The sequence below is a fragment of the Sphingobium sp. CFD-2 genome, assembly GCF_024611135.1.
Lineage (GTDB): Bacteria > Pseudomonadota > Alphaproteobacteria > Sphingomonadales > Sphingomonadaceae > Sphingobium > Sphingobium fuliginis.
The window spans coordinates 522,142-543,705 of sequence record NZ_CP084405.1; the positions used below are offsets into that span (position 1 = coordinate 522,142).

At 64.2% G+C, this 21,564-nt stretch carries 18 protein-coding genes and 1 pseudogene; 10 read left to right on the top strand and 9 right to left on the bottom strand.

The window, feature by feature from the left end:
* The first annotated feature begins 206 nt into the window (after window positions 1–206).
* Window positions 207–1,703 carry an IS21 family transposase gene (istA, locus tag LDB29_RS02480; RefSeq protein WP_257556041.1) on the top strand — a complete coding sequence of 499 codons (1,497 nt, stop codon included), beginning with the start codon at window positions 207–209 and terminating at the stop codon, window positions 1,701–1,703.
* Window positions 1,700–2,467 carry an IS21-like element helper ATPase IstB gene (gene istB, locus LDB29_RS02485; RefSeq protein WP_054944222.1) on the top strand — a complete coding sequence of 256 codons (768 nt, stop codon included), beginning with the start codon at window positions 1,700–1,702 and terminating at the stop codon, window positions 2,465–2,467. Before istA ends, istB begins: the two co-directional genes overlap by 4 nt.
* Window positions 2,468–2,538: 71 nt before the next feature.
* On the opposite strand, the gene LDB29_RS02490 is transcribed toward istB, so the two are convergent.
* From LDB29_RS02490 to LDB29_RS02505, 5 genes and pseudogenes are all read right to left on the bottom strand, one after another.
* A complete protein-coding gene (locus LDB29_RS02490) occupies window positions 2,539–2,904 on the bottom strand; it encodes a hypothetical protein (RefSeq protein WP_257556042.1) in 366 nt (121 codons plus the stop codon).
* Window positions 2,905–3,011: 107 nt separating this feature from the next.
* Window positions 3,012–4,055 carry a macro domain-containing protein gene (locus LDB29_RS02495; protein WP_257556043.1) on the bottom strand — a complete coding sequence of 348 codons (1,044 nt, stop codon included), beginning with the start codon at window positions 4,053–4,055 and terminating at the stop codon, window positions 3,012–3,014.
* Window positions 4,056–4,068: 13 nt separating this feature from the next.
* Window positions 4,069–4,719, bottom strand: coding sequence for a DUF4433 domain-containing protein (locus LDB29_RS02500; protein ID WP_257556045.1), 651 nt, complete (start codon window positions 4,717–4,719; stop codon window positions 4,069–4,071).
* Window positions 4,720–4,783: 64 nt separating this feature from the next.
* Window positions 4,784–4,891, bottom strand: a pseudogene (locus LDB29_RS29365) (NAD(P)-dependent oxidoreductase); the annotation flags it as partial.
* A 254-nt stretch (window positions 4,892–5,145) separates the two neighbouring features.
* A complete protein-coding gene (locus LDB29_RS02505) occupies window positions 5,146–6,420 on the bottom strand; it encodes a site-specific integrase (protein WP_257556047.1) in 1,275 nt (424 codons plus the stop codon).
* A 294-nt stretch (window positions 6,421–6,714) separates the two neighbouring features.
* Between LDB29_RS02505 and LDB29_RS02510 the strand changes: the two genes are divergently transcribed.
* The 3 genes from LDB29_RS02510 (at window position 6,715) to LDB29_RS02520 (ending at window position 8,670) form a co-directional block, all read left to right on the top strand.
* Window positions 6,715–7,485 carry an NUDIX domain-containing protein gene (locus tag LDB29_RS02510; protein WP_025549278.1) on the top strand — a complete coding sequence of 257 codons (771 nt, stop codon included), beginning with the start codon at window positions 6,715–6,717 and terminating at the stop codon, window positions 7,483–7,485.
* Between the two features lie 3 nt (window positions 7,486–7,488).
* Window positions 7,489–8,214, top strand: coding sequence for an extensin family protein (locus tag LDB29_RS02515; protein WP_025549277.1), 726 nt, complete (start codon window positions 7,489–7,491; stop codon window positions 8,212–8,214).
* Between the two features lie 183 nt (window positions 8,215–8,397).
* A complete protein-coding gene (locus tag LDB29_RS02520; RefSeq protein ID WP_025549276.1) occupies window positions 8,398–8,670 on the top strand; it encodes a DUF4242 domain-containing protein in 273 nt (90 codons plus the stop codon).
* A 90-nt stretch (window positions 8,671–8,760) separates the two neighbouring features.
* On the opposite strand, the gene LDB29_RS02525 is transcribed toward LDB29_RS02520, so the two are convergent.
* The gene (locus tag LDB29_RS02525) at window positions 8,761–11,433 is read right to left on the bottom strand and encodes a hypothetical protein (protein ID WP_025549275.1); all 2,673 of its coding nucleotides are present in this window, start codon (window positions 11,431–11,433) and stop codon (window positions 8,761–8,763) included.
* 80 nt (window positions 11,434–11,513) lie between these two features.
* On the opposite strand from LDB29_RS02525, the gene LDB29_RS02530 reads away from it, so the two are divergent.
* The 4 genes from LDB29_RS02530 to LDB29_RS02545 all read left to right on the top strand — a co-directional run bounded on the left by LDB29_RS02530 (window position 11,514) and on the right by LDB29_RS02545 (window position 15,587).
* Complete coding sequence (locus tag LDB29_RS02530) at window positions 11,514–11,816, top strand: hypothetical protein (RefSeq protein WP_025549274.1); 303 nt, start codon at window positions 11,514–11,516, stop codon at window positions 11,814–11,816.
* Between the two features lie 78 nt (window positions 11,817–11,894).
* A complete protein-coding gene (locus tag LDB29_RS02535; RefSeq protein ID WP_025549272.1) occupies window positions 11,895–13,061 on the top strand; it encodes a hypothetical protein in 1,167 nt (388 codons plus the stop codon).
* A gap of 46 nt (window positions 13,062–13,107) precedes the next feature.
* Complete coding sequence (locus LDB29_RS02540; RefSeq protein WP_025549271.1) at window positions 13,108–14,205, top strand: DUF2336 domain-containing protein; 1,098 nt, start codon at window positions 13,108–13,110, stop codon at window positions 14,203–14,205.
* Entirely contained in the window at window positions 14,205–15,587 is a 1,383-nt protein-coding gene (locus LDB29_RS02545; RefSeq protein WP_257556052.1) for a sensor histidine kinase KdpD, read from the top strand. Before LDB29_RS02540 ends, LDB29_RS02545 begins: the two co-directional genes overlap by 1 nt.
* A gap of 205 nt (window positions 15,588–15,792) precedes the next feature.
* Here the strand turns inward: LDB29_RS02545 and LDB29_RS02550 are convergent, their stop codons facing one another.
* Both LDB29_RS02550 and gltX read right to left on the bottom strand, forming a co-directional pair.
* Window positions 15,793–17,079, bottom strand: a complete 1,287-nt coding sequence (locus LDB29_RS02550) for a citrate synthase (protein WP_025549270.1) — start codon at window positions 17,077–17,079, stop codon at window positions 15,793–15,795.
* 17 nt (window positions 17,080–17,096) lie between these two features.
* Window positions 17,097–18,551: a glutamate--tRNA ligase gene (gltX, locus tag LDB29_RS02555; protein WP_025549268.1), complete on the bottom strand. Its 1,455-nt coding sequence runs from the start codon at window positions 18,549–18,551 to the stop codon at window positions 17,097–17,099.
* Between the two features lie 47 nt (window positions 18,552–18,598).
* Between gltX and LDB29_RS02560 the strand changes: the two genes are divergently transcribed.
* Window positions 18,599–20,743: a ComEC/Rec2 family competence protein gene (locus LDB29_RS02560; protein ID WP_257556056.1), complete on the top strand. Its 2,145-nt coding sequence runs from the start codon at window positions 18,599–18,601 to the stop codon at window positions 20,741–20,743.
* On the opposite strand, the gene lexA is transcribed toward LDB29_RS02560, so the two are convergent.
* Window positions 20,734–21,420, bottom strand: a complete 687-nt coding sequence (lexA, locus tag LDB29_RS02565; protein WP_025549267.1) for a transcriptional repressor LexA — start codon at window positions 21,418–21,420, stop codon at window positions 20,734–20,736. The two genes, LDB29_RS02560 and lexA, sit on opposite strands and share 10 nt — an antisense overlap.
* Between the last annotated feature and the right edge of the window lie 144 nt (window positions 21,421–21,564).

The following is a 21,564-nucleotide window of genomic DNA, read 5'->3' on the forward strand; positions in this document are numbered from 1 at the left end:
CCGGATATGGAACGCACCCACGGACAAGCCGAAACCGTTGATCTTATTGGCTCCCATTGGCCGAGATTCCACCGATATAATTCGGCCTGAGAACGGCGGTGCAAAATTAGACCACGGTGGCGGCGGCGAAGTGCTGCTGCGGGCGGCGTAAAAGTCGTCCACTTTGCCTTCTTTGCGCGAGCAGGGAGGGCGTGGAGATATATACCGTGGATCTTTACCTGAAGGTGCGTCTTGCTTGCGCGGGCGGCATGAGCCAGCGTGAGGCGGCGAAGCATTTCAACGTATCGCGCGACACGGTCCGCAAGATGCTGTCGTATTCGGAGCCCCCCGGTTACCGCCGGACGGCGGCGGTGCGGCGGCCCAAGCTGGAAGCGTTCGTTCCGATCATCGATGCATGGCTTGATGGTGACCGTCAGGTTCCGCGCAAGCAGCGTCATACGGCGAAGCGGGTATTTGACCGCCTTCGCGAAGAGCACGGTTTCACCGGCGGCTACACGATCATCAAGGATTACATCCGACAGCGCGAGCAGCGCAGCCGGGAGATGTTCGTGCCGCTGGCGCATGCGCCCGGCCATGCCCAGGCAGATTTTGGTGAGGCCATGGTCGAGATCGGCGGTGTTGTGCAGAAGGCGCATTTCTTCGTGCTCGATCTACCGCACAGCGACGCCTGCTACGTGCGCGCCTATCCCGCTGCCGTTGCCGAGGCATGGATGGACGGCCACGTGCACGCCTTCGCGTTTTTCGGCGCGGTGCCGCTGTCGATCGTCTACGATAACGACCGCTGCCTGGTCTCGAAGATCCTGCCCGACGGCACGAGGCAGCGCGCCCGGCTGTTCAGCGGCTACCTGTCGCCATACCTGATCCGCGATCGATCCGGCCGTCCCGGCAGGGGGAACGACAAAGGCAGTGTTGAAGGGCTGGTCGGTTATGCTCGCCGCAACTTCATGGTGCCGATCCCCCGGTTCGCGACGTGGGAGGCGTTCAACCTGTGGCTCGAGGAGCAATGCCGCAAGCGTCAGAACGACCGGCTGCGGGGCGAGAGCGAGACGATCGGCGAGAGGCTGAAGCGCGATCTGGCGGCGATGCAGGAACTGCCGGCTGCCCCGTTCGAGGCTTGTGACCAGACCAGCGGCCAGGTCTCGTCGCAGGCGCTGGTGCGTTACCGGACCAATGATTACTCGGTGCCGGTGCGCTTCGGCCATCAGGAGGTATGGATCCGGGGCTATGTCGGCGAGGTGGTGATCGGCTGCCGGGGCGAGGTCATTGCCCGTCATGTGCGCAGCTACGAGCGCGAGGACGTGATCTTCGATCCCATCCATTACCTTCCCCTGATCGAACAGAAGATCAATGCGCTCGATCAGGCAGCGCCCCTGCAAGGCTGGCACCTGCCCGAAGCGTTTGCAACGCTGCGCCGCCTCATGGAAGCTCGTATGGGCAAGCATGGTCGGCGCGAGTATGTGCAGGTGCTGCGTCTGCTGGAGAGCTTCACGCTTGCCGATCTGCATGCGGCCGTAAAGCAGGCTCTCGATATCGGGGCGATCGGCTTTGATGCCGTGAAGCATCTCCTGCTGTGCCGGGTGGAGCGCCGACCACCCCGATTGGACATGGCGATCTATCCCTATCTGCCCAGAGCCAGGGTGGAGACGACATCGGCGCGCTCCTACATGCAGTTGCTCTCGGGCGATGCGAAGGATGCGGCATGAGCAGTCCGTCCCCCGAGCTGTTACTGGCCAGCCACCTCAAGACGCTCAAGCTACCAACCTTCCTGCGCGAGCATGACAAGCTGGCCCGGCGATGCGCGGCCGAGGGCGCAGATCACGTCCGCTACCTTGCCCGGCTTGTCGAACTGGAGCTGATCGACCGGGAACGCCGGATGGTCGAGCGCCGGATCAAGGCTGCGAAGTTCCCGGCCGCCAAGAGCCTCGACAGCTTCGACTTTGCCGCGATCCCCAAGCTCAACAAGATGCAGGTGCTGGAACTGGCACGCTGCGACTGGATCAACCGCCGCGAGAACGTCATAGCCCTTGGTCCCTCGGGAACCGGCAAGACCCATGTGGCGATCGGCCTCGGCCTTGCCGCCTGCCAGAAGGGCCTGACGGTCGGCTTCACCACCGCGTCCGCGCTGGTCAGCGCGATGATGGAGGCACGCGACGAACGCCGCCTTCTGCGCCTCCACAAGCAAATGGCCGGATACAAGCTCCTCATCATCGATGAACTGGGGTTCGTGCCGCTCTCGAAAACCGGCGCGGAACTGCTGTTCGAGCTGATCTCGCAGCGTTACGAGCGCGGCTCGACGCTGATCACCAGCAACTTGCCGTTCGACGAGTGGACCGAAACGTTCGGCTCCGAGCGCCTGACAGGCGCGCTCCTCGACCGGCTTACCCACCACGTCTCCATACTCGAGATGAACGGAGAGAGCTATCGTCTGGCCCAAAGCCAGGCGCGCAAGGCACGCTCCAACCCCTGACAGAAAAGACCATCCGTGTGTTGGCGACCCCCACTCGGGCTACGCCCTCGCGGCGCTCGCCAGCACACGGATCACCCGGCCTGATTTTGCGCCGCCCAATGGCCGACTTTTACTCCGCCGTTGACAATCGAGCGGTGGACATACCTGCCCGACAGGTCATCCTCGAAGGTGCTCTCGATATTGGCCTCGGCAAAAGCCTTCAGCCAGGTCAGGCGTCCGAGGCCCTTGCCGCCGCGGTGAAGCTTATATTCAGAATAGGCGGTGTTGAACGAATCCATGTTGAGATCGTGGAATCCAACGCCATTGTCGGTGATCGTGAAGCCGCCGATCTTCGGCTTGTCCGCGAGGCCCAGATCGAGGCCAGCATCGCGGTGGATGTTGACGATGATCTTGGGATCCGCGGGCGATGCCTCTTGGATCGCCTGATAGGCGTTCATGATTGCCTCGAAGAGGGGTAACAGGGATTTCCATTTCGGCAGATGCGTCTGCCGAACCTGGCCCGAAAGACTTGCGCGCCACCCCACAGGTCAGATCCTGCTTTCGGTCATGCTGCGGCAAGCCATCCCTTGCGTTGCAGAACATCATGGGCAAGCCGCAGTTGCTCGTGCGAGAAGCGCTTTTTCCGCTCGTTCCACGCATAGGTCGCATCGATGATATCCTCGATCGAGCTGACCGCCTCATGACGTGCGATCCAATGGACCGTCGAAAGCAGTTCGAGCCCGAAGGGTGTCTCGAAGCCCTCGACGAGATCTGCCACCGCATCGAAACGACGGCGCGTATCCTCGGCCGAAGCGAGTGCGGCTCTGGCATCGGCGAGTGCACCCGGTACGATCTCGAGCTGTTTGTCCGGCGCGTCTCCGCCGTCGGCATAGCCCGAGACGAAATGCCCTTCGACCACGCGCAGTAGGTGGGTCAGGTTCTCGGCATAGGGACCGTAATGCGCCCTTGCATAGCGCAGCCGCAGGCCTTCGCCGGCCTCCTGCAAGAAATAGAGGAGCTTGTGGACCTCCAACAAGCTCACGAATGGATCCATCAGGCCGCCGATATAGCGCTGCATCAGTACGATCAGGGCCGCACGGCCCGGGGTCATCTTCGGTACCTCGCGCGAGCGCGCCATCACATTAGCCGCCGGCGCGCCGGCGGGTTCATAGATATCGATCCGAACGTCGTTCAACCCTTCGAGCGCCTCCAAGATGCGGGGACGAACGTCTGACCAGTTCAAACCGCCGAGCCCCGATCCGAGCGGGGGGATCGCGATCGAGCGGATACCAAGCCGGACGATGTCGGCGCGAAGGGCCACAAGGCCGCTCTCGATATCCTCGATCCTGCTTTTGCCCCGCCAGTGGCGCTTGGTCGGGAAATTGACGATGAAGCGCGGGCTTGTGAGTTCGCCGGTCTCATGGATGAACATGCGACCAGGCTGTACCTCTCCCCGGTCGCAGGCCTTGGCATAGTCCTTGTAGTTCCCAGGGAACATGTTCTTGAATTGCAGCGCTATGCCACGCCCCATCACGCCGACGCAGTTGACCGTGTTCACGAGCGCGTCTGCGTCTGCGTTCAGAATGTCGCCCTGGCAAAAATGGATCATGTTGCCCCCCATGTCAGTAATACCAGCCGGGCTGGATTTCGATAGGGGGGCGGTGCTGAAGCGCCGCCGTCACGCCATGCACCTGATTGGCGACAGCGAGATCCCGCACCCCGATCCGGCGAACAAGCTGCCATGGGAAGCTATGGTGCACGAGAAACTCCGATTGCTTGGCTTCCTTGACGTCCGGCGACCGAAAGTCCGAGTCTGCGATCCCCTCCCAATTGAGCCGGTCGAGATCGCCGACCTGACTGAAAAAGGGCGTGTAGTATGCGCCCGCATTCGCGGACGTGAACGCCCACCGGATGCCGGCCCCGTTCGCCCATGCGATCACCTCATGCATGTCCGATTCAAGATGGACGATCGGACCCTGTCCACCCCGGTAGGACAGCTCAGGATGACTGGCGCAGTGTATCACGTAGAGCATGATCGATCTAGAACAAAAATAGAACGGCACATAGTCGCCGACTGCTGTCCCGGGATGACAGGCGACCGGGAGTTGGAGCCGGCGGTCCTTGATTGTTCCCATGCCAATAACGGTGCCTAGCCCTTGCGCCTCGCGCAATGCCGCGTCGCTAAACAGGCCGTGTTGCGCGATCGATGCCAGTCGATCGACATGAGCAATATGGTAGATTTTCGGGTTCGCCGGCGTGACCATCACCTGCATGGATAGCTTGCATCCGTACAATCGCAAGAGGGGTTCGATGCTAGCTTGGCGCGGGCCCATGCGCAGGGTGACCCATCGGTGTGCTCTCTCCGAAATGCTCGAGTTTCTCGGGGCTGGCGCAGTCGCATGGGTTAAGCGGTGTCCAGATTTGTCCCGACGCGACCGCGTCTATCATCGCCGCGACTACGAGATCGAAGTTGGAGACCTCCAGCACTGCGATGGGCTCCAAAGCACCGGGGAAGATGGCCGAGACCGATCCCGATCACGATGCATAGCGCCACCCATAGCGAGAGATAGCGTTCGAACAGCGACATGCCCCTCAACCGCGTTACCTAGCGGCAGCAATTTGCGTCACAGCTCTTGAAGCTGTCGTTCCGCAATCGGCCAAAAATCGCCGATTCGACGAGAACGTTCATGCTTGGTGTCTCACGCGGCTGCCCGCACATCCTCGTCCCGTACTTCGGATTTGACCTGAGCGGAGAGCAGGTAATTGGCCCAATCCGCCATTACTGCCTTACGTTTGTCGAAGGCGTCCTTTCGACGATAGGCCCGAACCGTCGAGTCGCCTACCTGATGGGCAAGGGCATGCTCGATGACGGTTTCGGCGTGTTCGGTCATGTCTCCCATATAGTCGCGGAACGAACTGCGCATGCCGTGGACCGTGAAATGACCCAGATCCATCCGTCGCATGACCATTGTCATCGCCATTTGCGATAGCGGCTTTTCCGCCTTTTGGCCCGGGAAGACGAAATCGTCCGGATTGATGGTTTTCCCAAGGGCCATTGCCTTGAGGATGTCGAAAGCCGCGTGGCTGAGTGGAATGCGATGCACAACGCGCATCTTCATGCGGTCCGCCGGTACTGTCCAGATTCCGTTCTTCAGATCAACCTCTTTCCATTGCATGCCGAGCGTCTCATTCGTGCGGGTGGCGCAAAGGATGGTGAGCTCCAGTGCGCGAGCCGCCGGCGCCGGTCTCTGATTCAACGCGGCGAAAAAAGCCGGCATGTCTTCATAAGGTATGGCGGCGTAGTGTCCCTTCGACATGCGCCTCCGCTTGGGAAGGCGATGGATCAGATTGCCCTTCCAGCGAGCGGGATTTTCCCATGGGCTGGCGATATGCTTGCTCGCCTTGGCGGCATCAAGGATGGTCTCGATCCGGCCGCGCACACGTCCCGCCGTATCAGGAATCACATTCCATATCGGCTTGAGTACCTCCACGAGGTCGTCTTCGGTGATCGCGTCGACAGGTTTCTCCAGGATGGGTTTGACATGCTTGGTGAGCGAATTGAGCCATTGCCAGCGGTGTTTTGCGTTGCTCCAGCCATCCTCATGCGCGGCAATATAGTCCTTGGCGCAGGCGAGAAATGTAGGGGCTAGGGCAGTGGCTTCGGATGCTTGATCGACCGCGGCTTCCCTTCTCGCCTCCTCGGCGACTTCCATCCTCATTTTAAGAGGGTCGCCACCCTCTTTGATGATCTTTCTGGCGGCGGACGCCATTTCTCGGGCATCATCCAGCGTGAAATCACGAAAAGGTCCCAGGCCAATCTCGCGGCGCTTCTTGTTGCGAACCCAGACGAATATCCATCGCTTTGCGAGATCCGCTTCGATCCGCAGCCAGAGGCCTCCTCCGTCGCCATACCAGCCTGGCTTCTTCAGGCCCCCAAGGCGCCTCGGGCTCAGTTTATGAATTGCTCTTCCCATCGTTTCCTCATGTCAGGTGCGTTGTCGGAGGAGCATTCTGACCCACCTAATTTCCACCTAATTTTCCACCTAATTTCTGCATGAACATCGGTGAATGAATGTGGACGGCAGTGAACAATCCTGAACAACGGATATGAGAAAAACATAGCAAAAACATGGATTTATTGGAAGTGAAAACCGGATTTCCTTGATCTGGAAAAGTCAGGGTACGATCCCCCTCGGCTCCACCAATCCCTTCCGGGATTGACCGGAAGGGACTTTACCGCCGGCGATTTCGATGCCTATGGCGGTTTCATGACAGATATGCTTTCCGAAGGCCGCGCCGCTGCGACGGTGGTCATCCTGCGCGACCGCCCGGATGCCGCCGCGGAAATCCTGATGATGGAACGGGCGTCCAGCATGGTCTTCGCCGCGGGCGCGCTGGTCTTTCCCGGTGGCGCGGTGGATGCGGGCGATCATGCTCTTGCAGCGAAGATCGCTGGTGGCCTGCCTCTGGACGAGGCGGCGGCGCGGATCGCCGCCATTCGGGAGACGCTGGAGGAAAGCGGTCTCGCCATTGCCTTCACATCGCCGCTGGCGGCCGATCGGATCGCGGCCATGCGGCAGGCGCTGGGGGCAGGGGCCGGGCTTGGCGACATCCTCAGCGATCATGGGCTGGAAATCGCGCTGGATCGGCTGCTGCCCTTTGCCCGCTGGCACCCCGCGCGCCTGGAGCAGGCGCAGCGGGTGTTCGATACCCGCTTCTACATCGCTGAGGCGCCGGAAGGACAGGCCGCGAGCGTCGATGCCACCGAAAATGTGCAACTGTTCTGGAGCAGCGCAGCGGAAACGCTGGCCCGATGCGACCGGGGCGAGGGGCAGATCATCTTTCCGACGCGGCGCAATCTGGAGCGGCTCGCCCAATTCGGTCGCTTCGATGATCTGGCGGCGCATGCCCTGTCGACCCCGGTCGAGAAGGTGACGCCCTGGTTCGAGGAGAGAAATGGGGAACCGCATCTCTGCATTCCCGATCATCTCGGTTATCCGGTGACGTCGGAACCAATGGGGACGGTCCGGCGTGCTTGAGGCATGCGCCGAATCCACCTCTTCCTGCGCCGCCTTGTCCATGTCGCGGCGGTTCTGAGCCTTTGCCTGATCGGCTATGCCCATGTCAGCCGCCGGCCCCAGAATATCCCCTGGACTCGGCTTGATCTATCCCAGCCGGTCGGCCTCTTCACCGGCCGCAAGCTTGCCTCGCTGACCGGCCGTCCTGCCCAATGCCGCGCCCTGCTGGATCGGGCGGGCATTGCCTATTCCCGCATGAAGCCGGGGGGCGAGGGCCAGTGCGCCCATGCCGACGCCGTGCGGCTGACTCCGGTCAAGGACGCCATCGCATGGGAACCGGCGGCGGTCGCGCCATCCTGTCCGGTTGCGGCGGCGCTCAAGCTCTGGGAATGGCAGGTGGTCCAGCCCGCCGCACGGCGCCATTTCGGCCGCGCGGTTCGGAAGGTCACGCATTTCGGCGCTTATAGCTGCCGCCGCCTCTATGGACGCAGCGCAGGGGATTTCAGCGAGCATGCCACGGCCGACGCCATTGATGTGGCCGGTTTCATCCTGACGGACGGACACCGGATCGGCATTGCGGCAGACTGGAAGGGAGGGGGAAAGGACGCGGATTTTCTGCATGAGGTTCGTGACGGCGCCTGCGGGTTGTTTTCGACCGTCCTTTCGCCCGACTATAATGCCGCACATCGCGATCATCTGCATCTCGATCAGGTGGAACGCGGCGCCTGGGGCGGGCGGGCTTGCCGATGAGGGCCTAGAGCATCGTGCGCAAAAGTGGGAACCGGTTTTGCGTTTAAAACGATGCGACAACAAAAGCTTAGAGCGCGTGGCCTGCGCACGACTTAACGCAGCGCGCTCTAGCCCAATATCGCCCTCGAACAGGGAGCATGAAGGGTCTATGATCCACGCGCCTGTCAGACAGGGGAGGACATCATGCCGCAATTCGTGATCGAACGGGACATGCCCGGCGTCGGCCAATTATCGGGCGAGCAGCTCAAGGGCGCGTCGCAGGGCTCCTGCAATGTGCTGCGCCAGCTGGGCCCGGATATTCAATGGGTTCACAGCTATGTCACCGATGACAAGATCTATTGCGTCTATCGTGCGCCCAGCGAGGAATTGATCCGCCGGCATGCGGACATGGCGGGATTCCCGGCCAACAGCATCGCCCAGATACGCGCGACGATCGATCCGACGACAGCGGACTGAATTTGTCCGGGGCGACGGGGTCCGCTGCGAGGCGCGCATGCTTTTTGACGGCAGCGGGCGATGGCAGAATTATCGCCAGGCTTCGACGACCTATTGCCGCAGTCTTTCGATCGCCTGCGCCAGCGCGACATAGAGCTTGCCCATGTCCGATGAAAGGATCGCAACGCCCAGCGCATTGCCGTCGCGGGCCGACAGGATGATCCGCAGCATCGATTCGAAATCGTGGATGTAGCGGTTCACATGCTCCTGAAATTCAGGATCATTGTCGTAATGCAGGGCGATTTCGCGGGATTCGCCCGCGTCCAGCAGCTTGACCGCGCGGCGGGTGAAGACGCCGCGATCGCCCTTCAGATAGGCTGACCAGGCAGAATCCGTGACATCGTTGGAGAGTATCTTCGATACGTCGATCGCCGTGCTGTTGAGCGATTCGATGATCAGCGCCGACCGTCGGGCGAAATGGTCGCGGTCGCGGTCCTCGGCGGCGCGCTCCGCTTCCTCAATCCGCGCTTCCACGCTGGCGCTGGTGTCCGCGATGGTCAGGAGCTGGCGGGTCAGGCGGTCGGATGCCTGATGCGCGGCCTTCACCGCTTCCTCCGCCACCCTGGCGACCATTTCGATCTGGGCCGTGACCTTTTCGTCGATGGCGCGCTGCATCGCCTGCTCGCTGGCGTCGGCAAGCGCCTCCGCCGCTTCGGGGATGGCGCGGCTGAGCGCCTGGCGGGCGCGTTCGGCCGCCTGATCGGCGGTATCCTTGACGCGGAGCAGGGCGGTGACGAGCAGCGGTCCCGCGCCTTCGGTGATGCGCGTCGCGTCCTGATGCGCGTTGTCGAGCGCGCTGCGCAGCTTCTCCACCAGTTCGCGATTGGCATCCACGCCGCTTTGCGTGCTTTCCAGCCATTCGGTCAGGCGGCGTCCCTGGCCGCGCAGCAATTCCTCGGCCTCCTGCGTGCGCCCGAGCAACGCCTCCGAAATGGCCTCCAGCCGTTCGATCTCCGGCGCGGCGCTGTCGAGCAGGGTGCGGCTGGTCTCGATCCGGCCGTTGAAGCGCTGGAGCGCGGCAGGAAAGGTTTCGTCGAGTTCGCGCACGCTGGAATCAAGCGCGACCATCAGCGTCTCCGCACTGCCGATCAGCTTTTCGGCGGTCAGGCCGCCAGCCCCCAGGGCGGCATCGATGCGCTGCGTTTCGGCGGTCAGGCGCGACAACGCTTCGGTCAACCGCTCATTGCGGGCGAGCGCGGACTGTTCCATCGCCGCAAAGCGCGACTGCGCGGAATCGACCGCATCGTCCAGGCTGCTTTGCAGGCCCGATACAAGCGTGCGCTGGCCTTCGACCAGATCGTTGATCTGGTGCAGGCGGTTTTCGATCTCGCCCACATGATCCGCTATACTGGTGACGGTCTCATCCCCGATGGCGGCGATGCTGTCGCGCGACCGGGCGATGAGCGCCTCCAGCGCCGCGCCATGGCGGGCGATGCCGTCGTCGGTCAGCCTGATGCCTTCATGGGTCTGCGCAATAGCCGCTTCCACCCGCCGGCGCAGTTCGGCCTCCACGGTTTCGGTGTCGCGCGCCAGGGTGGAGAGGGCGGATTGGCTGGTGGCAGCAATGCCGGCCTGCGCACCCTCGATCAGCGCCTTCAGCGACGCGGCCTGCGCGGTCAGATTGGCGTCGACCGCCGCCATGGTTTCCTGCGCGCGCCCATGGGTGGTTTCCAGACGGTGCAGCACGTCGATCTCGACGCGGTTCAATTCCTGCGTCAGCAGGGCGATGACCGACTGGGTGGTCTCCGCTATTTCCGACTTGGTGCGATCGGTAAGGCCGGTCAGCACGATCGACTTCTGCTCGATGTCGAGCCAGCTCTCCTCCATCGCCTTGCGCGCGCTCAGGGTCGTCGCCTCGATCCGGCCCGAAGCGACATCGGCCATGCCGGTCACTTCCTGCGTGGCCGAACGCGTGGTTTCCTGAAGCTCGATAAGCTGGCTCGAAAGGCTCTTGGTTGCCGAAAGCGTGCGGCTGCGGGCATCGTCCGACAATTCGCCCAATGCATGCAGCCGAGCCTCCAACATGTCGATGCGTTCCGACAGGGCGTGGCCATTGTCGATGATCTGCGCGGACATGCGCGTCGCGCGATCCTCCAGCTCCGGGATGGAGGCGACCAGCGCTTCCATCCGCTGGACGAGCGCCAGCCCGGCGCGCTCGGCGGACTCGGCGCGTTCGGCGGTGCTGTTGGCGCGGCTTGCGATCAGTTCGGCCGACGCCTCCATATTGCTGCTGGCGGCGGCGCCATAGCTGTCGAGCAGTTCCGCCTGATCCTGCATGCTCTGGCGTGCGGTTTCCAACTGGCCGGCGATTCGGGCGACGCGCAGCTCCAGCAGTTCCGCCTCGGTCCTGAGCGCGCGGGCGGTGTCGAGATAGCGGCGGGCTTCGCTGCGGCTGTTCCGCAGCAGCAGCAGATAACAGACGCCGAGCAGGATGAGCGGGACCAGGATGGTCGCGACCAGCCCCGGCCACGCCGCGGGCCCGGCGCGCCATTGTCCGGAGGACAGCGTCGCCCAACCGGCAAAGCCGATCCAGCCAAAGCCGGCGGCGGGAAATGCCCATGTCGCGGCGCGCATCCCATGCTCGCCGCTTTCCGCAGGCACGCCCTCATCCTCCAGGTCAAGAACGGCCTGTTTCAAAAGCAAGGCGTCGTCTGCCTGCGCCGTATCATCGGTCGCTGCGTCCTTGTCCCGCCAGAATTCGACGATTGTGCTGCCCCCATTCATGCGTCCTATCCTAGCAGCTTTTGCGCGCACGAAAATGCCCTGTTACCAAAACTTAACGCAAGCCAGATAGCGTTGACCCCATGTCCTATGATCCAGGCGCCCTGAATGCCGCTCTTGCCGCCGCTGTCGGTGACGACAGACCGTTGATCGAGGATCTGCGCGTCGCCTTCATGGAAAGCGCGGAGCGGCAGGTCGATCTGCTGGGGCGGTCGCGATGCGATGCGAACTGGCAGCTTGCCGCCTGGCGGCTGAAGGGGCTGGCGGCCAGTTTCGGCCTCACCGGCCTGATGGCGATGGCCGATGAAGCGGCCGACGCGGCGCCGGGCGACCCACGCATATTGCGGCGCTTGCGTGCCGCGCTTGACGATCTTGCGCAGCGTTGAGGCGTGAGGCTGCTTGCGTGATTGCCTCCGCCTTGTAACAAGGTGGGCTGAACAACGATCGGGTCGGTTTCAACACGCATGACTTTTGCGGCTATTCTCAGCGCGAGCCGGGCCGGCGGCGATTCGGCCGGGTCGCTGCGCGCCAGCCTGCATTTCGCCGGGCAGACGCTGGTCGAATATCAGGCGCGGCAGGCGGTGCGCGCGGGCGCCGACCGGGTGATGATCCTGGTCAGCGTCATCACGCCCGCCTTGTCGCAGGCCGTCGACCGGCTGTCGGCGGACGGCATCGCCGTCGCGCTGGTCCGCGACATGGTGTCGATGGTGCGCGATGCGCCCCGCGACGCGGACACGCTGCTCGTCGCGGATGGGGCGATCATCGGACAGGGTTATTTCGAGGCGATGGCCGCTCAGCAGGGCGATGCGCTGCTGGTGGCGGACGACAGCAGGGCTAGCGCGCCGTTTGAACGGATCGATGCCGGACAGCGCTGGGCCGGCCTGGTCCGGGTCAGTCCGGACCTGCTGTTCAACACGCTCGACATGATCGGGGACTGGGATCTGGCGCTGACCCTGGTGCGGGGCGCGGTGCAGGCCGGCGCACGCCGGATCACCGTGCCGCAGGACGACCTGATGGAAGGGCGCGTCGCGCTGGTGGAGACGCAGGAGCAGGCGGACCTGGCCGCTCAGGCGGTGCTTTCCGGCGGGCCGCGGCTTCGGCGCGTCAGGGGTGCGGCCGAACAATATCTGCTGGGCCCGGCCGCCCGGTTGATCAGCCCGGCGCTGATGCGCATGCAGGTTCCGGCGCTGCAGGTGCGGATCGCCGCCATGGCGCTGGGTGCGATTGCGCTGGTGCCGATCGAACTGCTGTGGACAGGGACGGGCTTCTGCCTGTTGCTGCTGTCGCTGTTGCTGGCGGAAACCGCGGATCGGCTGGACGAGATGGCGCTGCGGCCATTGCCCATGGGCTGGATGGCCTTTATCGCGCCGGCCTTCGCGCTTGGCGGGATCGCGCTCGCGGGCGGAGGAACGACGGCGGCCTATCTGGCGCTGATGCTGGCGATCATCCAGATGGCGGATCGCTGGCAGAAAACCGGGCCGTTGCGGCCGTGGATGATCTTTACGCCCGCCGGCGCGCTCATTCCCCTGCTGCTGGCGTCGCTGGCCGGGGCGCTGGGGCCGATGTTCGACCTGACGACGCTGTGCGCCATCGGGTCGCTTGGAACGATGATCCTGCTCCGCCGGAATTGAGCGATTTTGCTCGTTACGGTTTAGTGCATTTTAACGACGTGCCATTATGCTGGCCGGCATGAGCGCCTTTTCGTCCCTGATCGGACCGACCCGGGCGGACTGCTGGCCGATGGCGCAAGTCATGGCGGGCATGTCCGCCGTGCCTGTCGGCCATGCCATTGATCTGGCGTTTTTCTTTCCTGACGACGGGCGGGAGCGGCACGACGCTCTGGTGGCGGAGACCCGGCGGCATCTTGGCGGATGCCTGACCGCAATGGAGATCGGATTGCGTCTGGCGCTGGAGGATAGGCCGGAAATCGCGGCGGCGTTGGCGCAATGGCCGCAACCCGTTTGCTGGCCGACGCTGCGCGCGCAGCCGACCCTGTTGGGGCCGGCGCTGCTCGCCCATATGCAGATGCGGGGCGGGATCAGCCTGATGCTGCGCCAGTTCGGCGGGCCCGATGGCGGTTCGGGCAGCGAATCGGAGGCGGAGTCGCTCTTTCCCGCCGACGATCCCGCCTTGGGCGAAGCGCTTGCCGCGCTGATGCTGGCGGAAGGGCGCTGGCTGATGACCGCGGCGGAGGATCAGCCGATGCAGCCCGATCTGCCAGCCGGCTTCTTTGCGGAACTGCTGTGGACGGCGGCCGCCTGCCTGGCCGCGATCGTCCAGCGGAGCGGCCTGATCGAAGCGGAAGCGGTGGTGCCGCTGGTCGAAGCCGCGGCGCAACGCCAACTGATCCGGCATGACGAGGCGCAAGGGCCTATCGCGGCGGCGGACAGGCTGGTCCATCAATTGGGCGAGCGCGCCGATGCGCCCGAACTGATGGCCGCCGCGTTGCAGCACAGGCATTTCCTGCTGTTCGCCGCGCTTGCCGGGCGCCGGTTGCGGATGGAGAGCGCGCAGGTCGCGGACATCCTGGTCATAGGTCCGGTGGGGCAGGTTGCCGCTCTATGCCGGGCGCTCGGGGGATCGGACAGCGACTACCGGCAATTGTTGCTGGCATTGCGGCCGGTGCGGCCTTCCTTGTCCGATGCGACCATCGTCAGGGAAGCCATGCGCTATCAGGAATTGAGCGTAACGCAGGCTGACGCGACGGTGGGCGCCCTGCGCGCGCCTGCCGCGCTGCGGGTCAAGCTGGATCATCTGCGGCGGATCGCCGGTTGATGAACATGCCCGCGCATCCCGCCATCATCCGGGCGACGGTTGCTGCGGATGGCCGGCTGCTGAGTGCGGATGCACCCGTGCTGGCCCTTCAGCAGGAGGCGGGCGGCGATCTCGGCAGCGCGCTGGCGGTCCCGCAATTGGCGGCGATGGCGCGGCTGGCGGCGCATCTGGGCATTGCCCTGTCCCGCCCGGTCGTGGCCGCGGCGGAGCGTGGTGACATCGACATGTGGGTGCGTGCCAAGCCCGAGGCCGAACGGGTGCAGCTTTCCATCATCGACTGGCATGAGCGGCAGGCGGTTGCGGCGCCGCTGGATCTGGCGCGGCGAGAGACCGACATCGCTGCCCTGTCCGACGGCTGGACGTGGCAGATCGACACCCAGTTGCGCTTCCAGATGGTGCATGAGGGGTTGGGCGGCGAGGGCGCATTGCCATCCGCCCCGCCTTTGCCGGGCAGCCGCTTCACGAGCTATTTCGAATTGCGCCCGGATGCCGAAGGCGACCTGGCGATCCTGCGCGGCTTCGCGCAGCGGCGCGCCTTTCGCGATCAGGTGGCGGGATTGACGAGCGATCCGGCGCAGCGCTTCATGCTGTCGGGCTTTCCGATGTTCGATCTCGCGGGTCAGTTGGTGGGTTATCGCGGCAAGGCTTTGCCCGTCGACCGCGCGGTGACGGCGCCGCTCGCCACGCCGGAACCGCTGCCATTCTATCCCGCCGAGTTCGGGAAGAGGCTGGACCGATCTTTGCGACGGCCTTTGGGACGGATCATCGCCAATGCGGATTCGATCGGCGCGCAACTGGAGGGGCCGTTGCGGCCGGACTATCTGGGCTATGCCAGCGACATTTCGGCGGCGGGGCGTCATCTGATGGCGCTGATCGACGATCTGGCGGACCTGCAGGCGATCGACCGGCCGGATTTCAGCGTGACCGCGGAAGAGATCGATCTGGCCGATGTCGGGCGGCGGGCCGCCGGGCTGTTCCTCGTAAAGGCGCAGGATCGGGGGATCAGCATCCTCGCCCCTGCGCTTACGGTCGCGGAGCCGGCCATCGGTGAATTTCGCCGCGCCTTGCAGATCCTGATGAACCTTGTAGGCAACGCCGTGCGCTATGCGCCCGAAGGGTCTGCCGTTCGGATAGAGACAGGGCGGTCCGACGGCGAGGCCTGGATCGCGGTGCTGGACCAGGGCGATGGCATAGCCGCCGACAGCAGGGAGCGCATCTTCGACAAGTTCGAGCGACTGGGCCGCAGCGACGCGGGCGGCAGCGGCCTTGGCCTCTACATTTCGCGGCGTCTGGCGCACGCCATGGGCGGCGACATCCGTATCGACGACGCGCCCGAAGGCGGGGCGCGGTTCACGCTGCTGCTTCCGGCTTTGGGCGTATAGCGGACATCGATATTCGGTCTGGGTAAACCGTGCTCCTGCCAAGGAGGAGCACGGATCAGACGGGGCAATGATCCCTTGAAGCGAGGACCGGGTTCCCGCCTGTGCGGGAGCATGGGGTACTCCCTGTCAGCAACCGGCCAACTCCCCGCCAAATAAAAGCGGCGCCCAAACGGACGCCGCTTCCCTGCCTTATTGCCAGTGCAGACTAGCGCTTGTCGACGGGGACATAATCGCGCTGGGCCGGGCCGGTGTAGAGCTGGCGCGGACGGCCGATCTTCTGCGCAGGGTCGGAGATCATTTCGTTCCACTGCGCGACCCAGCCGACGGTGCGGGCAAGGGCGAAGAGCACGGTGAACATCTCGGTCGGGAAACCGATGGCCGAGAGGATCACGCCCGAATAGAAGTCGACATTCGGATAGAGCTTCTTTTCGATGAAATAAGGATCGTGAAGCGCGATCTGCTCCAGTTCCTTCGCCACGTCGAAGATCGGATCGTCGACGCCCAGCTTCGCCAGGACATCCTTCGCGGTCTTCTGCATCACGGTCGCGCGCGGATCGTAATTCTTGTAGACGCGATGGCCGAAGCCCATCAGGCGGAACGGATCGTCCTTGTTCTTGGCGCGGGCGATATATTCCGGAATGCGGTCGACGGTGCCGATTTCGCGCAGCATGTTGAGCGCGGCTTCGTTGGCGCCGCCATGCGCCGGACCCCAGAGGCAGGCGATGCCCGCCGCGATGCACGCGAAGGGGTTGGCGCCGGACGAGCCGGCCAGACGCACGGTCGATGTCGACGCGTTCTGTTCATGGTCGGCGTGCAGCGTGAAGATCTTGTCCATCGCGTCGACGACGACCGGATCGATGACATATTCCTCCGCCGGGACCGAGAAGGTCATGTTCAAGAAGTTGGCGGTGTAGCTGAGGTCGTTGCGCGGATAGACGAAGGGCTGGCCCACCGAATATTTATACGCCATCGCCGCGATCGTCGGCATCTTGGCGATCAGGCGGTGGCTGGCGATCTTGCGCTGTTCCGGATCGTTGATGTCGGTGGAGTCGTGATAGAAGGCCGAGAGCGCGCCGACCACGCCGCACATGATCGCCATCGGGTGGGCATCGCGGCGGAAACCGCGGTAGAAGGTGGTGAGCTGCTCATGCACCATGGTGTGGCGCGTGATGGTGCGCGTGAAATCCTCCAGTTCCTTCTTCGAGGGCAGTTCGCCGTTGAGGAGGAGGTAGGACACTTCCATGAAGCTCGACTGTTCGGCAAGCTGGTCGATCGGATAGCCGCGATGCAGCAGCACACCGGCGTCGCCGTCGATATAGGTCAGGCCCGAATCGCAGCTCGCGGTCGAAGTGAAGCCGGGGTCGTAGGTAAACATGCCGGTGTTGGCGTAGAGCTTGCGAACGTCGATGACCTGCGGTCCGACCGTGCCGTTCAGAATGGCATAGTCTTTCGCGTTGCCGTCGACGCTCAAAGTGGCATTGTTATCCGACATGGTATTCTCCTGATACTTCAATTGGCCGATGCGTGCCTCACAGCGGCCAATCGTTCCAAGCTCTCCGTCTTCCCCAGAAGGAAAAGGACGTCGAAAATTCCCGGCGAAACCGTGCGACCGGTCAGCGCCGCGCGCAAAGGCTGCGCGACCTTTCCAAGCCCGAGGCCGGCATCCTCTGCCACGCGGCGAATGGCTTCTTCGATCGCTTCGACCGTCCAGGACTGGACGGGTGCAAGAGCGTCGGCTGTCTGTCCCAGCAGCGCGCGTGCGGAATCGTCTAGCAGAGCAAGCGCCTTCTCGTCAAAATCGAGCGGGCAATTTTTGAACAAGAATTCGGCGCCCTCCGCAATTTCGTTAAGTGTCCTGGCGCGCGGCTTGAGCGACGGCATGGCCTCTGCAAGCCGTTTCTCGCCATCCTCCGGCAGGTCGATGTTCAACCTCGCCGCAACCCTTGGCGCGACCAGCGCGGCAAGGCGTGCGTCATCCGCCTCGCGCAGATAATGGCCGTTCAGATTCTCCAGCTTCTTGATGTCGAAGCGAGAGGGTGAGCGGCCGACACCTGAAATATCAAAGAGTTCCACCGCACGCTCGCGGGAGATGATCTCCTCGTCGCCATGGCCCCAGCCGAGTCGCAGCAGATAGTTGAACACCGCTTCGGGCAGCATGCCCAACTCGTCGCGATAGGCATCGACGCCAAGCGCGCCGTGCCGCTTGGACAGCTTCGCGCCGTCGGCCCCATGGATCAGCGGGATATGGGCGTAGATGGGCTCTTCCCAATTCATCGCCTTTATGATGCCTAGCTGGCGGAACGCATTGTTGAGATGGTCGTCGCCGCGAATGACATGGGTGACGCCCATGTCATGGTCGTCGACCACCACCGCCAGCATATAGGTGGGCGTGCCGTCCGAACGCAGCAGGATCATGTCGTCCAGCTCCGCATTCTGGACGACGACGCGGCCCTGCACGGCGTCCTCGATCACCGTCTCGCCTTCGCGCGGCGCTTTCAGGCGGATGACGAAGGGCGCGCCTTCCGGGGCTTCGGAGGGATCGCGGTCCCGCCACCGCCCGTCATAGCGCATCGGCTGCTTGGCGGCGCGCTGCCGCTCGCGCAGTTCCGCCAGTTCCTCGGGTGTCGCATAGCAGCGATAGGCATGGCCGGAGGCGAGCATCTGGTTCGCCACTTCGGCATGGCGCGGCGTGCGCTCGAACTGGAAAACCGCCGGTTCGTCGCCGCCCAGCCCCAGCCATTCCAGCCCGTCGAAGATCGCGGCGACCGCTTCCTCGGTGGAGCGGGCCCGGTCGGTGTCCTCGATCCGCAGCAGGAACTTGCCGCCGTGATGACGCGCGAACAGCCAGTTGAATAGCGCGGTGCGCGCGCCGCCGATGTGAAGAAAACCGGTAGGCGACGGCGCAAAACGGGTTACTACCTGCTTGTTCGAACCTGTAGCACTCACCGTTTCATTCCCTGCCATTCGCCCGGATACCACCCGACCCATCCATGATCGCGACGCCCCCTAGCATGGCTTTCGAGCCACGACAAACCTCCGTTGTCAGTTCGGCCCGGGGGAAAGCAGCGCGGATTTGGCGCGGCGTGGAGCTGTGGCTGGAGGAGGAGCGCGAACGGTTGCCGCTATGGGTTCCGGTCGCCCTGGCTGCGGGAATCGCGGCCTGGTTCCTTCTGCCTAATCGGCTGGAATGGCTGGCCTTTTGCTGCGTGACGCTTGCGGTTGCCTGCGCCGCGCTGCTTTTGCCGCCCGGTGGCCGGGTGCGTCAGGCGATCGTCGTCGGTGGCATTCTTGCCTGTGCCGGGTGCCTGCTGGTCTGGGGGAAAGCGACGATCGTCGGATCGCCGCCCCTCGACCGCCCGGCCTTCATCTCGCTGAAGGGGGAGGTCCGGTCGGTCGAAAGGCTGCCCGCGCAGCACATGAGTCGCGTGCTGGTCCGGCCTGTCGGCGTGCCTGCCCTGCCGCCCCTGGTGCGCGTCAATCTTGACGATGCGTCGATGCCGCCGGGCGTCGGGGAGGGAGCCATCATAGCCTTCCGCACAAGGCTGATGCCGCCTGCGCCGCCCAGCCTGCCGGGCGGCTATGATTTTGCGCGGCGCGCCTATTTCGAGGGCGTCGGCGCGACCGGGCGTGTGCTGCCGCCGGTCACGGTCCTGCGGCCGGCCACGGCCGGCCCCCGGTTGAGGGCGCGTCTGTTCGAGCATATCCTGGAGCGCGTTCCGGGACAGGGCGCCGGCATCGCCGCTGCCCTGGCCACCGGCGATCAGGGCGCGATCGCGCAGGCAGATGCGGAGGCGATGCGGCGGAGCGGCCTTGCGCATCTGCTGTCGATCAGCGGTCTGCATGTCACGGCCCTGATCGCTGCGGTGATCTTCCTGTTGATGCGGCTGATGGCGCTCAGCCGCCGGGCGGCTCTCGACTGGCCGCTGATGCTGCTGGCCGCGGGCGGCGGCGCTCTGGCGGGCATCGGCTATACGCTTCTGACCGGCGCAGAGGTGCCGACCGTGCGATCCTGCGTCGCTGCCCTGCTTGTGCTGGGCGGACTGGCGATGGGGCGGGACGCGATCACGCTCAGGCTCGTGGCGGCGGGGGCGCTGGTGGTGCTGATCCTCTGGCCAGAAGCACTGGTGGGGCCGAGCTTCCAGATGAGCTTCGCGGCTGTGATAGCCCTGGTGTCGCTAGGCGAGCATCCGGCCTTCCGCGCCTTTCTCGCGCCGCGTGACGAAGGGGTATGGCGCCGGATCGGGCGCAATCTTGCGGGCATGCTGGCGACCGGCCTGGTCGTGGAGCTGGTGCTGGCGCCGATCGCGCTGTTCCATTTCCACAAGGCGGGCATGTTGGGATCGATCGCCAATCTGGTGGCCATACCGCTTACGACGCTGGTGGTCATGCCGCTGGAGGCGACGGCCTTGCTGTTGGACCTAGGCGGGTGGGGTGCGCCCTTCTGGTGGCTTGCCGCGCGATCGATCGACCTGCTGTTGCTGATTGCCCATGGCGTGGCATCCAGCCCTTGGGCGGTGGTTCTGGCGCCCGCCCAGTCGGGCGTAGTGTTCGGCCTGATGCTGCTGGGCATGCTGTGGTGCCTGCTATGGCGAAGCCGGTGGCGCTGGGCGGGTCTGATGCCCGTGACCACCGGCGTCATGATGGTGCTGACCAGCCCGATGCCCGCCATATTGATAAGCGGGGACGGCCGGCATGTCGCGGTGCGCACTGCCGATGGCGGCATGGCGATGCTGCGGGCTCGCGCCGGCGGCTATGCGCGCGACGTCATGGCGGAAAGCGCGGGTTATGACGGTACCTTGCAGGCATTGACGGCGCTGCCCCAGGCTCGCTGTTCTCCCGATCTATGCGCCGTTCGCCTGAAGGGAGGGGGCCGGAACTGGAACCTGTTGCTGACGCGAAGCAGCGTGAGGATCGATAATGCGATACTGGCGCGGGATTGCGCCTATTCAGACATCGTCGTCAGCGACCGCCGCCTGCAGGGCGCCTGTCGCCCACGCTGGCTGAAGGTGGATCGACGCTTCCTCGCCAGGACGGGTGGCCTGACCATCGATCTGGACCATGGCACCATGCGCAGCGCGAAGGCGTGGCATGATGAGCACCCCTGGGTCGCGCGGCCTTCCAGCCGGCCGCGCGAATACAGGAAGCATCAGTTATAGCGGCGCAGCAACCCTGCCAGCTTGCCCTGGATGCGGACCTGCCGAGGGTCGTAGATCTGCGGTTCATAGGCGCTGTTGGCGGGATCGAGCCGGACCTTCGGACCCTCACGCCGGAAATATTTCAGCGTCGCTTCATTTTCGTCGATCAGGGCGACCACGATCTGCCCCTCGCGCGCGACGTCGGTGCGCTGGATAAGCGCGAAATCGCCGTCCAGAATGCCCGCTTCGACCATTGAATCCCCCGCCACTTCCAGCGCATAATGATCCCCGGTGCCCAGCAGCGCGGCGGGAACGGAAAGCATGTTCTGCCCCTCCAGCGCCTCGATCGGCACGCCCGCCGCGATCCGGCCGTGCAGCGGAATCTCCAATATGTCGTTGGCGGCGACCGGGGGCCTGCTGGCCGCTGGACCGGGCGTCAGCGGCGGCTTGGCAGGCACGACGACCTTGGGAGCGCGATGCATGGCATCGGGCAGTTTGAGCACTTCCAGTGCGCGGGCGCGATTGGGCAGGCGGCGGATGAAGCCGCGTTCCTCCAACGCATTGATCAGGCGGTGGATGCCGGATTTGGACCGCAGGTCCAGCGCTTCCTTCATCTCCTCGAAAGAGGGGGATACGCCTCCCTCCTCCAGCCGGGTCTGAATGAAGCTCAGCAATTCCTGTTGCTTGGGTGTCAACATCTCGCCTTGCCCTCCTTGGAACGGATGGAGAACGCATAGGAAACGGAACGGGGCAAGTCAAGCGCCTAACCGTTGGGCGCTTTTGCTGGAACGCGGAAGGCCGCAGGCCGTTTAACGCCTGCCTTCCACGAAGAAGGTGAATAG

Excerpts from the sequence above, each read along its gene's own strand:
- LDB29_RS02495 (WP_257556043.1), bottom strand. The coding sequence starts at position 4,055 with ATGATCCATTTTTGCCAGGGCGACATTCTGAACGCAGACGCAGACGCG.
- LDB29_RS02550 (WP_025549270.1), bottom strand. The coding sequence starts at position 17,079 with ATGTCGGATAACAATGCCACTTTGAGCGTCGACGGCAACGCGAAAGAC.
- LDB29_RS02535 (WP_025549272.1), top strand. The coding sequence starts at position 11,895 with ATGACTTTTGCGGCTATTCTCAGCGCGAGCCGGGCCGGCGGCGATTCG.
- lexA (WP_025549267.1), bottom strand. The coding sequence starts at position 21,420 with ATGTTGACACCCAAGCAACAGGAATTGCTGAGCTTCATTCAGACCCGG.
- istB (WP_054944222.1), top strand. The coding sequence starts at position 1,700 with ATGAGCAGTCCGTCCCCCGAGCTGTTACTGGCCAGCCACCTCAAGACG.
- LDB29_RS02510 (WP_025549278.1), top strand. The coding sequence starts at position 6,715 with ATGACAGATATGCTTTCCGAAGGCCGCGCCGCTGCGACGGTGGTCATC.
- gltX (WP_025549268.1), bottom strand. The coding sequence starts at position 18,551 with ATGGCAGGGAATGAAACGGTGAGTGCTACAGGTTCGAACAAGCAGGTA.
- LDB29_RS02540 (WP_025549271.1), top strand. The coding sequence starts at position 13,108 with ATGCTGGCCGGCATGAGCGCCTTTTCGTCCCTGATCGGACCGACCCGG.
- LDB29_RS02520 (WP_025549276.1), top strand. The coding sequence starts at position 8,398 with ATGCCGCAATTCGTGATCGAACGGGACATGCCCGGCGTCGGCCAATTA.
- LDB29_RS02530 (WP_025549274.1), top strand. The coding sequence starts at position 11,514 with ATGTCCTATGATCCAGGCGCCCTGAATGCCGCTCTTGCCGCCGCTGTC.
- LDB29_RS02545 (WP_257556052.1), top strand. The coding sequence starts at position 14,205 with ATGAACATGCCCGCGCATCCCGCCATCATCCGGGCGACGGTTGCTGCG.
- LDB29_RS02500 (WP_257556045.1), bottom strand. The coding sequence starts at position 4,719 with ATGCAGGTGATGGTCACGCCGGCGAACCCGAAAATCTACCATATTGCT.
- LDB29_RS02515 (WP_025549277.1), top strand. The coding sequence starts at position 7,489 with ATGCGCCGAATCCACCTCTTCCTGCGCCGCCTTGTCCATGTCGCGGCG.
- LDB29_RS02525 (WP_025549275.1), bottom strand. The coding sequence starts at position 11,433 with ATGAATGGGGGCAGCACAATCGTCGAATTCTGGCGGGACAAGGACGCA.
- LDB29_RS02490 (WP_257556042.1), bottom strand. The coding sequence starts at position 2,904 with ATGAACGCCTATCAGGCGATCCAAGAGGCATCGCCCGCGGATCCCAAG.
- LDB29_RS02560 (WP_257556056.1), top strand. The coding sequence starts at position 18,599 with ATGGCTTTCGAGCCACGACAAACCTCCGTTGTCAGTTCGGCCCGGGGG.
- LDB29_RS02505 (WP_257556047.1), bottom strand. The coding sequence starts at position 6,420 with ATGGGAAGAGCAATTCATAAACTGAGCCCGAGGCGCCTTGGGGGCCTG.